The 11,855-nt window shown below is 71.9% G+C and carries 7 protein-coding genes and 1 pseudogene; 2 read left to right on the top strand and 6 right to left on the bottom strand.

Annotated elements, in window-relative coordinates:
- The 5 genes and pseudogenes from AOJ26_RS00110 to AOJ26_RS00090 form a co-directional block, all read right to left on the bottom strand.
- Nucleotides 1-614: pseudogene (locus tag AOJ26_RS00110) on the bottom strand (condensation protein); the annotation flags it as partial.
- The gene (locus AOJ26_RS00105; protein ID WP_053846052.1) at nucleotides 611-4,804 is read right to left on the bottom strand and encodes a DUF3367 domain-containing protein; all 4,194 of its coding nucleotides are present in this window, start codon (nucleotides 4,802-4,804) and stop codon (nucleotides 611-613) included. The gene AOJ26_RS00105 and the pseudogene AOJ26_RS00110, both read right to left, overlap by 4 nt.
- Entirely contained in the window at nucleotides 4,801-5,478 is a 678-nt protein-coding gene (locus AOJ26_RS00100) for a class I SAM-dependent methyltransferase (RefSeq protein WP_234358385.1), read from the bottom strand. Before AOJ26_RS00100 ends, AOJ26_RS00105 begins: the two co-directional genes overlap by 4 nt.
- Nucleotides 5,479-5,606: 128 nt before the next feature.
- Nucleotides 5,607-6,788: a glycosyltransferase family 4 protein gene (locus AOJ26_RS00095; protein ID WP_053846051.1), complete on the bottom strand. Its 1,182-nt coding sequence runs from the start codon at nucleotides 6,786-6,788 to the stop codon at nucleotides 5,607-5,609.
- 192 nt (nucleotides 6,789-6,980) lie between these two features.
- Nucleotides 6,981-7,970, bottom strand: a complete 990-nt coding sequence (locus tag AOJ26_RS00090) for a DUF3068 domain-containing protein (RefSeq protein ID WP_053846050.1) — start codon at nucleotides 7,968-7,970, stop codon at nucleotides 6,981-6,983.
- 200 nt (nucleotides 7,971-8,170) lie between these two features.
- Between AOJ26_RS00090 and AOJ26_RS43730 the strand changes: the two genes are divergently transcribed.
- Entirely contained in the window at nucleotides 8,171-8,323 is a 153-nt protein-coding gene (locus AOJ26_RS43730) for a hypothetical protein (protein ID WP_179200301.1), read from the top strand.
- Between the two features lie 3 nt (nucleotides 8,324-8,326).
- Complete coding sequence (locus AOJ26_RS00085) at nucleotides 8,327-9,550, top strand: PucR family transcriptional regulator (RefSeq protein WP_053846049.1); 1,224 nt, start codon at nucleotides 8,327-8,329, stop codon at nucleotides 9,548-9,550.
- Between the two features lie 22 nt (nucleotides 9,551-9,572).
- On the opposite strand, the gene AOJ26_RS00080 is transcribed toward AOJ26_RS00085, so the two are convergent.
- A complete protein-coding gene (locus AOJ26_RS00080; RefSeq protein WP_179200300.1) occupies nucleotides 9,573-11,627 on the bottom strand; it encodes a TerD family protein in 2,055 nt (684 codons plus the stop codon).
- Between the last annotated feature and the right edge of the window lie 228 nt (nucleotides 11,628-11,855).

Here is an 11,855-nt window from a genome sequence, read left to right as displayed (position 1 = left end):
GGGGCTGGGGTGGGGGAGTTGTCCTTGCCACCGTAGATCTCGGCCGCCGTGGCGAGGATGCGGAGACAGGCGGGGCCGTCCAGGGCTGTGTGGTTGATGGTGAGGAAGAGGACGGTCGTGTTTCGGGTGCGGGTGAGTGGGGGCTGGTCGCGCCCCGCGGCGGAGCCGCTGATCGGTACAGCCCCGCGCCCGTGAGGGGGTCGGTGCAGGCCGACTGTGTCCGATGCCTCGCTGCCCTCTGCTGGGCCCGCTCCCTCCACGACCTCCAGACGGACCGGTGGGGACTGGCTCAGGGCAGGCGCCTGTTCCAATGCCCTTGTCCTCGCGTCCCGCAAGGCGTTCCTCCCCGGACTCGGAAAGGACACCACTTCCACATCCGGCTCCGCCGTCAGCTCCCACTCGTAGCGGCGGCGGTACCAGCCCCCCGGGGCCTCCCGCATCAGGATCCGGGGGTGGCGGTGCAGGGCCTCCAGGAACGCCTTCCGCAGCCGCGGCGGGTCAAGCCGGCCCGGCAGGTGCACCTCGATGTGGACGGTCTCCGGTTCCTCCTCCTGGAGGCAGTGCCGGGAGACCTCGTCGACCACCGGGAACGGAATCCGGGCGGGAGTCGTCATGCCGGGTCGCCCCTTTCCTCCTTCGCTCGGACCGGCGGCAGTTGCTGAGTCGGGGCCTCCGACCCGGGGGGCGCCTCCCGCTCACGCACACTCACCAGCGCCGCGAACAGGCCGATCAGCGCCAGCAGTTGGGCCGCGTGCCCGAAGGCGCCCTCCGACGCGCCCACCGGCTCGCCCGCGCCCACCGCCGCGGCGATGCCCGCCCCTGCCAGTGCCACGAAGGCGATCGGCACCAGGAGTCCGTGCCGTCGGAACGCGAGCAGCGCCAGCGCCGGGACCAGCAGCGCGAACCACCCGGCGATCACCACGCCCACCAGCGTGAGCGCCACCACCCCGAGCCACACCCCCGGCGCCGGAGGCACCGGCTGCGGCTCGTCGGGGTTCGGGGAGCTCCTGCGCCACAGCACCAGGCCCACCAGCACCAGCAGGGCGACCCCGCTGCCGATCAGCGCGCCGTCGTACGTGGTCGCGGGCTCGTACGACAGTTTCACGGTGCCGCCCGCCCCTGCCGGGACCCGCCAGCCCTGCTGCCAGCCGTCGAGCCGCAGCGGGGTGAGGGACTCGCCGTTCAGGGTGGCCTTCCAGCCGTCGTTGTAGTTCTCGTACGTCGTCAGGTACGAGGCGGCGCCCGACCCCACGGTCACCTCGCGCCGGTCGCCGAGCCAGTCCCGTATCTTCAACTCGCGGCTCAGGGAGCTCGGTTCGGCGATCGAGCCGCGGGTCAGGGTGACGTCGGTCAGGGCGAGCGGTCCGGCGTCACCGCCCTCGACGACGTGCTCACCGGCGGCGAGGGACAGCTCGGCGTCGGAGCGCCCCGACTGGCACAGCGTCACCGTCAGCGCCCGCCGCTCGGTCAGGTCGCGGATCCGGCCCGACACGGCCGTCCCGTACAGCTTCCCGTCGATCGCCGTCACCGGGCCCTTGCCGCACGGCAGGGAGAAGGTCCGGTCGGCCTTCGGCTGCGGGGTCCGGTACTGGTCCAGGGCCGGGATGTACGCCTCCGTGAGTCCCACCGGGAGCTGGAGGTCCTCGTCGGCGACCGGGTTGTGCAGGACGAGCGGGGCCGTCTTGGTGATCGTGATGTCGAGACGGTCGGTCGTGATGGCGGGGAAGCGCACCGCGCCGTTCTCGTCGACCCCGGCGACCGTCGCGCCGTCGGGCGAGGTGATGTCCACCTCGGTGGGCCGGGTGGAGAGGCCGCCCGCGGCCGCCAGCACCACTTCGGACACGGGCTGCTTGCCGTTCCAGCTCAGGTGGATCGTGGGACGGTCGCCCGCGATCCAGGCGGTCGTGAGGTCGCCGTCGGTGAGGTTGCGGGCGGACAGGCCGGTGCCGAGGACGGCCGTGGAGTCGGCGGTCGCGGTGATGCGGTTGCGCTGGTCGGGGGCGACCTCGTACAGCAGCCTGTCGAGCTCCGCCCCGGACACCGGCACCGCGCTCGCCTTCACCGCGTACGTGCCCGGGGCCGCCGTGGTGAAGCGCCGGTGCAGGCCGGCCTCCGTGCCGGTCGGGGAGATCCCGGCCGGGTCGGGAACCCGGTGCAGGGAGACGACCTCGGCGGCGGAGTCCGCGCGGTCGGCGTCGGCCGGCAGCCGCAGCAGCCGGGTCACCTGCACATGCGGCAGGTCGATCTCGGAGAACCCGGCCCCGGCGAGACCGGTCCGCCGCGCGACCGAGTCGACGATCGTGAGCTTCATCCAACTCGTCGCGCCCGGCGGGGCCTTGACGCTCTGCGTCGAGCCGTCGGCCCGCAGAAAGCTGGTCCGCGAGCCCCGCTCGGTCTCCACCCGCACCTTGGTGGCCGCCGACCGCACGCTCTCCTGCGGCAACGGCGTGACCTTGAACGACGAGGGCATGTCGTATGCGGGATCGGACAGGCCGATGCGCAGCCACTGCCCGTCCGGCGAGCCCGCGACGCCCTCCGCCCAGGCGGTGTCCGGGTTGCCGTCGAACGCGTTGACCGGGTCGAACTGCGGCAGGTGGAACAGCCAGTTGCCGTACGAGGAGGCCGTCACCGAGCGGGCGCCGCGCAGTTCCGCGACCGTCTGGTGGGCCTGGCCCGTCGTAGGCAGGATCTGGTGCGGCTTCTCACCGGCGTCCTGGGCGGCCCCGGAGGCGTTGCGCTCGTCGCTGGTGTACGTGTACGACGTGTTCGCGTTGACGAGCCCGAAGCGGGTGTCCGCCCGCCGCAGTCCGTCGCCGACGACCTGGAGCGGCGGGGTGCCGAGCCCGGGATGGTTGTCGCCCGTCAACACCGTGGCCCGGCCCCGCAGTTCGTCGGCCAGCGGGAGCAGGGACTCGGGGCCGCCGGACACCTGGGCGGTGTCGGCGACCGGCAGCAGGCCGGCCTGTGCGGGCCGCGGCACGTCCTCGCTCGCCGGACGGTAGATCTCCACCGCCCGCTGCCGGGGGTACAGCCCCTCGATCTGGAGCGGGGTGTCGGGCGCGATCCTCCCGCCCGTCATGAGCGGACCCAGACCCATCACCCGCTCGTAGCCGGACTGCTCCAGGGCCCGTTTGACCACCGAGGACGACACCGTGCCGATCTGGTCGGGGTCCAGGTCGTTGCGGACGACGACGTAGTACACCCCGGCCCGGCTCAGGTAGTCGGCGAGGCCCGGTATCTCGCCGCCGGTCAGCAGCGCCTGCTCGACCGCGTCCATGGCCCGCCGGTTGCCGGGGGTGCCGAACGGGACGTAGTCGCGCTGTGCCCAGCGGGACTCGGCGAGGACGTCGAGGGGCTGGTCGACGGGGGAGCCCCAGGTGTAGATGCCGTGCGCGGTCGCGGGCACGACGAGGGCGCGGGAGTCGGGGGAGTACTTCTCCAGCCAGTCGGCCGTGGCGTGCCAGTACTTCGGCAGCTCCCGGAAGGAACCGGGGTTCAGGATCGAGCCGTTGAGGTACGGCCACAGCAGCCCGGGGAGGATCAGGACGGCCGCGAGGAGGGGGGCGTACCGGCGGCCCCTGATCTCTCTCGCCCCGCGGGGCTCGGCGGTCACGCCGACCAGATGGGCGAGGCCCAGCACCAGGGCGAGCGCCAGGCCCGGCTGGAACTTGTAGATGTTGCGGAAGGGGGCGAGACCGCCGTCCAGCCAGTCCTGCACCACCCCGTGGAAGGGGGCGCCGAACGCGCCGCCGTACCCGGCGAGCAGCACCAGGACGGCCGTCAGCGCGGTCAGCACCAGCCACCGGCGCTCCGGCAGGTCCCGCCGCGCCAGACCGGCGAGGCCGAGCCCGGCCGCGAACGCCGAGCACAGGATCACGATCACCGAGGAGGCCACGGTCCAGCCGGCCGGCAGCCACGCCTCCCCGAGGTGCAGATAGGCCACCCAGTTGCCGGCGCCGCGCAGGGCCTCCGTCGCCGACATCGTCTCCGTGGTGGTGCGCGCGCTCTCGACGTACGGCAGGAAGTTCTCGCCGTAGAGGCCGAGCAGCAGCAGCGGGATCACCCACCAGGCCGTCGCCAGGATCACGCCGGGCACCCACCAGGCGATCAGCTTGCGCTGGCGTGGTCCGGGCGGCCGGGACAGCAGGTACAGCCCGACCGGGAGCAGACAGGCCAGGGTGGAGGCCGCGTTGACCCCGCCCATGAACGGGATGATCAGGGCCGAGCGCAGGGCGGCGATCCGGGCGCCGTACCGCTCGTTGGTCAGGGGCAGCAGCACCCAGGGCAGGAAGGCGCCGGGCAGCGCGGCCGCGGAGGTGGAGCCGACGACGACGGTGAAGGTCGGCCACAGGGCGTAGGCGACGGCGGCGAGCAGCCGGGACGCTCCCGTGCCGACACGCAGCCGTTCGGCCAGCCGCAGCGCCCCCCAGAAGGCCACCGACACGACCACCGACAGCCACAGCCGCTCCACCAGCCACACCGGCAGCTGAAGAGCGTGGCCCAGCCAGTAGAACGGCAGCATCGGCCAGAGATAGCCGACGTACTGGTCCTGGATGCCGCCGAAGGAGCCCTGGTCGTGCCAGAGCTGCCCGAGGTCGGCGAGGAACCGGCCCGGGTCCGTGGTGACGCCCAGCTTGGTGTCGAAGGTCTGCCGGCCCGGGTGCACCGCCAGGAACAGCACGAACACCACGGCCCAGAACCCGAGCAGCCAGCTCCGTGCCCGCGGGCCCTCCGGGGGGCCCGACATGACCGCGGTGGTGGGCACGGCTGCCGGTGGAGGGGCCTGGACCGTGGACGTCGTCATGGTGGACACCGCCGGAGGATGAGGAGGAGGTTCCAGGTGGCGACCTCGCGGATGCCGGGAGCCCGTACGACGGTCTCCGCGAGGAAGGGCCAGTAGCGGGAGCGCGCCGAGACGACCGTGACGTCGTCCCGGGCGCGCACCTGCCGCAGGGTCGGGCCGATGTGCACGGCGAACAGGTTCTCGCCGAGGGTGTGCTTGGCGGCCTTTCCGGTACGGCGCCGGTAGCGGGCGCGGGCCCGCTCGGCTCCCAGGTAGTGCCAGGGCGCCCACTCGTGGCCGCCCCACGGGGACAGCCAGTTGGTGAACGACACGTAGATCAGGCCGCCGGGCCGGGTCACCCGGACCAGCTCGCTGAGGAAGGTCTCCGGATCGGCCACGTGCTCCAGGACGTTGGAGGAGAAGGTGACGTCGGCGGCCGCGTCCCGCAGCGGGAGCAGGTAGCCGTCGGCGATCACGGTGGCGTCGGGCGGTTTCTCCCCCAGCTCCCGGGCGTCCGGCTCGAAGAGGAACGCGTCGGCGCCCCGTCTGCGGAACTCCTCGGTGAAGTACCCGCTGCCGCCGCCGACGTCCACGACCGTGCGTCCGGCGACCGGGCCGTCGTAGGCCTCGACCTGGTCGACGGCGTCGCGGGCAAGGAGCGCATAGCAGGCCTCTGGGTCGTCCTGTTCGTGCATGAAGGCCCGGAACAGCTGCAGGGAACGTCTGAACGAGGGGTCCCTGATGGTCTGGGGGCGCGGGGCAGTGTCGACCGTGCGGCTACCGCCGCGCAGGCGCGACCAGCCACGACGCACCCGCAGCCGCGTCACGGCCCCCAGCCCTTCACCGCCTCGGCGGCAACAGCCCGGAACTGTCTGACAGTCCGGTGCCAGCGATAACGGGCCGCCCGGTCCCGCGCCGCCTTGCCCATCACTTCCCGGCGGTGCCCCGACAGGGCCAGCGTGCACCAGGCGGCGGCGAACGAGGACTCGCCGCGCGCGAGCACCCCGGTCTCCCCGTCCACGACGGAGTCCCGCAGCCCGGGCACGTCGAAGGCGATCGTCGGCGTCTCGCGGGTCGCGGCCTCGGTGACGACCAGCCCCCACCCCTCCACGGCGGAGGGATGGAGCAGCAACCACGCCTCGCACAGCAGCCGGTGCTTCTCCGCCTCGGAGACATGGCCGGTGAACTCCACGCCGGGACCGGCGAGTTGCTCCAGCCGGGCGCGTTCGGGACCGTCCCCGACGATCACCAGCCTGCCGCCGGTGACCGGCCGCACCCGCTCCCACAGTCTCAGCAGCAGGTCGATCCGCTTGTACTCGACGAGCCGGCCCACGGCCACGAAGAGCGGTTCCGGCGAGCGGCGCACCAGCGGCTCCGGCTCCTCGACGCCGTTGTGCACGACCCGGATGCGGTCCCGTTCGACGCCGATCGCCCGCAGGGCCTGGGCCGTCGAGGGGGACACGGCGACCAGCAGACTCCGGTGGCGGGCCGCCGCACCGGCCAGCGCCCAGTGTTCGAGTCTTCGGCCGATCCGGGCGGCCGGGGCCAGGGGACCGCCGAACCGCATCCGCCACAGGTCGGTGTGCACGTGGTTGACGAGGCACAGGGTGGGGCCGCGGTGCCACAGGGGCGCGAGGTACGGCATGCCGTTGCAGACCTCGACCAGCAGGTCGGTCTCGCCCACCTGGCGGGCGAAGGCCGTACGGGCGCGCAGATAGTGCCCGAACTCGCCGCCCGCCGACACGACACGGTAGTCCCGGTAGGCGGCCGGCCCGCCGCACAGGAGGGTCACCTGGTGGCCGAGCCGGGTCAGTCCGTCGGCGAGCCGGTCGACGAGGAGCTCGGAGCCGCCGGCGGCCGGGTTGTCGAGGTCACGATGGGCGAGGAAAACGATTCGGCGCGGGGGTGGGGGGAGCGCCGAGGAGTGGTGCGGGCTGTGCGATGAGGGTTGCCACTGCGACGCCTGGGGAGACGTGCGCAGCGGGTGGGGCACGTGCTGGGGCATGGGTGCTCCAACTCGTCTCAGGGTGCGGAACTCAGCGATCTCTTCCGGCTGGTTGTGGGGGGACTGAGCGCTTCCTAGGAGGGGGGTGTGGACGGGCTGTGCTCGGGTGGGGTGGCACAGTTTTCGCCCACCCGTACGCCGTGGCTACTCACGTACGTGACAATTTCGGGCCTTATTAGAGCTGACGTCCAGTCAATTCGTGAGAACCGGCTGGGGTGTACCGCTCATATCGGTGGACTCGGGGCGCCTGCGTCCCCGTACCACCAAAACGCCCCCCACGGCAGCCAGCACGAATCCGGCCACAGCCGCCCCGATGGGCAACGTCTGTCCCACCGCGCGCAGTTGACCGCTGTCCCGCTCGGCCAGCCGTACCGCGTCCTTCTGCGTCGCGGTGGTGAACGCGATCTTGCGGCTGTCCAGCAGGACCACGGCGTCCTTCTTCGCGCCGGGTGCCCGCAGGGTGCGCTTCGGACCCACCTGTGCGTAGACGACCCGGCCGGTGCGCTGGTCGACGACCAGCTCGATGCCGTGGTTGGAGTACCACTCCTCGGCCAGCACCTGCGGCCGGCCGGGCTCGTCCACGATCGTGCCCGGCACGAGCCGTGTCCCGACCTTCGCCGGGGCGACCGTGCCGGTGAACCGGTAACCCGTGTACCCCTGAACCTTCTTCGTACCCTGGTAACGCAACGTCACCGTCGAACCCAGGGAGTTGTCCCACCACTGGTAGGAGCGTCGCTGCACGTCGAAGGGGAACTTCAGATAGGCCTCGCCCTCGATGTACGGCTTCTCGCCGCAGCAGTGCACCGGCTTGGTCGTCCTGCGGTCCATGACCCAGCGGTGCGGGACGAACTCCAGGGCGTCGTGCGGGTCGGAGGCCGGCAGCGACTTGTCGGTGTCGACGGTGGTGGTCACGTCCCACACCGCGGCCCGGCCGCTGCGCTCACTGTCCTCGACGTCGCCGCGCACCCGCTGGGTGACGGTGATCCGCTGCCCGGGAACCGTCTCCAGCTCCTCGGTGTCGAAGACGCTGCCCGTCCCCCGGTAGACGGCGGTCTGGTCGATGTCGATCGGGTTCACGGCGGCGCGCGGTTCCACGTACCACGCGAGCAGAGGCGCCAGTACCAGCAGAAACGTGCCGAGTCCCAGCAGGATCAGGGAGATTGGAGAGGCTGTACGGCGCATCCGGACACTCCTGGGGCGTGAGATGACGGAGTTCGGGCCGCTCTATGGGCCGGAGACCGTAGGCGTATCGGCACGGGGTGTCAACGTCTTGACGGATTGTCAGGGCGATGTCGACACTGGGTCGACAGGCAGGGTGGGTGCCGGGCTTGGATGCTGGGTGGGACGCCGGATCGAGCCGCTCGAGAGAGGCTGCCCCTGCGATGTCCAGACTGCTCGCCGCCGCACTGACCGTCGTGGCCGCCGCATTGCTCGCCCTCGGTGCCGCCCTCGGCATCGTCGCGCTCCTGGAGGCGACGCCCGAGCAGCCCAACACGCCCTTGGTCACCTACGAGCAGACGGACCAGGGGAGTTGACCCGTGGCGGCCCGACCGGCAGCCCTGAACACCCGCTCGGCCTGGCATGACGTCCCCCGCCTCCAGGTCCGCCGCTTCGCGGCCATCGCCATGTCCGAGGCGCCGGCCCTCGCGGAGGAGATCCTGCGCGAGATCCGCCGCGAGTACCCCCATCTGCCGGTGGTCCTCGACGAGTCCGGCGAACCGATGGCACTGGTCGGCATCCGCCGCGCGATCGAGGTCTTCGTCCAGCACCTGGAGACGGCAGAGGGCCGCCCGACAGTCCCCCCGGGCGTCTTCCAGGAGTTCGGCCGCGGCGAGGGCCTGAACGGCCGCAGCCTGGACTCCCTCCAGGCGATCTACCGCATGGGCGTACGCCTGGCCTGGCGCCGCTTCGCCGACATCGGCCAGCGTGTCGAGATCCCGCCGCCGGCGATGTACGAGCTGGTGGACGCGGGCTACGAGTACCTCGACGGGCTCGTCGACCAGTCGGTCCGCGGTTACGCGGAAGCGGCGGCCCGCCAGGCCGGAGAGCGGCTGCGCCTCCAGCGCCGTCTGATGGAGTTACTCCTCGCCGAACGCCACCGGGGCGATCCGGCGGACGCGCTGACGGAACGCGCGGCCCGCATCGGCTGGCCCCTCCCGCAGAAGGTGGCGGTCGGCGTCCTGCTCCGCCCGGCCCGTGAGGCGGTGCCGCCCGCGGTGGGCCAGAGCGTCCTGCTGGACATGGACTACGAACAGCCCCGCATGGTCGTCCCGGAACCGGACGCGGCGGGCCGCCCCGAACTCCTGCACCGGGCCCTGACCGGCTGGGCCGGCGCGATCGGCCCCCCGGTCCCGCTGGCGGACGCGGCGAAGTCCCTCCGCTGGGCCGAGGCCGCCGTACGCCTGATGGAACGCGACCTGCTCCCCGCCGGGGAGGTGCTGTACTGCACCGAACACACCGAGGCCCTGGTCCTGCTCCAGCCCGAGGAACTGATCGACGACCTGGCCCTGCGCTGCCTGGCCCCCCTGCGCCACTGCGGCCCCACCCACGCCCGCCGCCTCGCGGAGACCCTGCTCGCCTGGCTGGAGACCCGCGGCGGGGCCCCGGAGGTGGCGGCCCGCCTGGGCGTCCACCCCCAGACCGTCCGCTACCGCCTGCGCCAGATCCGCGAACTGTGGGGCGACGAGATAGACGACCCGGACCGCCGCTTCGAGCTCGAGCTGGTCCTGCGGGCACGGCGGTTGCGGGGGGAGCTGGCGTAAGGGGCAGACCACGCCTCCGGGCTCATACCCTGGCCCGCTCCCTCACCGCCGTACGCCGGGGCGCGGGACCGTCGAGGTGGACCATCACCGTGGAGTAGAAGCGGTGCACCGCGTCGTCGACACTGCGGATGAAGCTGGACTCGGCGTTGCCGCGGCTGCTCCCCATGTTCTTGAAGAGGGACAGGCGGAAGCCGGTGATGGCCACGCTGCCCTTCGGCAGCATGTCCGCCGGTTCGGGGCGGAGCCGTTCGAGTGTGCCCCGCGGTCCTCCCGTCTGGCCTTCCACCAGGGTCTCGACGTGCAGGTCGGCCGGCGCCTCGGCGAGGCGCCGGACCAGACGCTTGGCCCAGGTCAGCGGATATCCCTGCTCGGGCGCGGGGATCTCGATGGAGGTGCGCAGCCTGCCGGTGCGCAGATCGGCTCCGATGCTGAGCAGGCCGGGCGCCTGCTCGACCCGGAGTTCCGCCTGGAGTCTGCCTTCCGAGCAGAGGCGGTCGGCGAGCTGTGCCCGGCGCGCCTCGGGGTCGGTGCCCCGCCGGGCGCGCTGAGCGGGCAGGACCTTCTGTCCGAGTTCACCGCCGAGCCTGAGGCACACCTGCCGGACGAGCCGCTCCCAGCTCTCCACCACTTCGAGGGCACGTGGGTCGCCCTGGCACAGGGTCTCGTCGCTGATGCCGTTGCGCACCGGCACCCACGCCGAGCCCATGTTCTGGAAGCCGTGGCACCCGGAGTTCTCGTGCTGGACATAGTGCAGCAGCTCCTGGAGCAGCCAGGTCCGTGCCACGTTCCCGACGCCCTCGTGCCGGATCAGCAATTGTGCCTGGTGGGCCACTTCGGCCCACGACAGGTGCCACAACGCCACCTGGTGCTTGCGGCGCCGGTCGATCTTGACGTCGACCAGGGGGCTGCCCTCGAGCGCCACGTCGTTCGACAGGGTGATCACGGCCTCGTAGCCACGTCGGGCGGCGATGTCCATGTACGCCTGCACCTGGTCGGCCCTGAGGGGATTGCCGTTGGTCTTCGTCTCGACGAGGGCCGTCCACAGCTTGCCGGCCCGCTCGATGCGGATCACTCCGTCGGGGCGCCGGGGTGTGTCGCCGTGCGGCAGGGAGACTTCGGTGAACGTCTCCATACGGCCGGACGGTGCCCCGAACGCGGCGGTCAGCCGCCTGCCGAACCGCGGAACCTGGGTCATCACCGACAGCAGGACCGAGGTGGCACGCATCTCCCGGTCCCGGTCGCTCTTGAGCGCGGAGACCGGGAAGAGTCTGGCGGGCTTCCAGGAGTCGTTCTCCGCCAGCGACTTCGGTGGCGTACTGGGCAGCGCGGCCTTCTTCTTGGCGGTGCGGGGCCGGGCAGCCGGTTTGCGCGCCCCGGCTTCCTCGGCAGGCCGGCGGGGAGCCGGAACAGCGTCCAGTGCGGCGGGCGGATCCGGCTCCGGAACCGCGTCCGCCGGAACGGCCACGGGCCGCTTGTCGTCGGCCGGCTCCGCAGCGGCGGCGCCCGCTGTCTCGTCCACCGCCTCGACGGCCGTCTCCGCGTCGTCGTCGATGTCCACCCCGAAGTCCGTCGCCAACCCCGCGAGCCCGGAGTCGTACCCCTGGCCGACGGCACGGAACTTCCAGTCGTCGCCGCGTCTGTACAGCTCGCCGAAGATGATCGCGCTCACCGTTCCGGCGTCGCCGACGGTGAAGCGGAGGAGGGTTTCGCCGACCGCGTCGGAGAGGGTGACGCGGAGGTCGTCCAGTTCGCCGAAATGGGCGCCCTCGTAGCGGCTCGCGGCCACCACCATGCGGTCGACCTCGGGCGGGACCGCGGTCAGGTCGAAGCCGATCCGATCTTCGTTCCCGTCCTCCGTAGGCGTCTTGTCCAGCAACTGCACGCTTCCGTCAGCGGCCACCGGATTGTTGTAGAAGTAAAAGTCCGCGTCGCTGCGGACCTTGCCGTCCTGCCCCAGCAGTAAGACGGACACATCCGCGTCGCCGTCCCCGGCCGGGCTGCTCCAGCCGAGGCTCACGATCACCGAGCCGGTGTTCTCACTCAGGGCCGACAGGGCAGTGTTCGACCCCTTGGTCATTTCAAGCACGAGATCCCCCCTGGATCAGATCCCCCGGAACACACCACGCAATGTGACGTGCCGCACACGAGCACAGTAGTACCGGCGGCGGGCACCCGTGCCCTTCCTGCGGAAACACGTCGTACGGGGAGTTCGTGCCGTGTCTGCCCATTGCCGGAGGAAACAGCATGTCGCTAGCCTGTGTTCGTCATGCCGATCGTCTGTTGAAATTTCGAACGCAGACTTCTT

It is taken from the genome of Streptomyces sp. NRRL B-24085, assembly GCF_001282115.1.
GTDB lineage: Bacteria > Actinomycetota > Actinomycetes > Streptomycetales > Streptomycetaceae > Streptomyces.
Note: the sequence above shows the minus strand (reverse complement) of the source record. Positions and strands in the feature narration are given on the sequence as shown.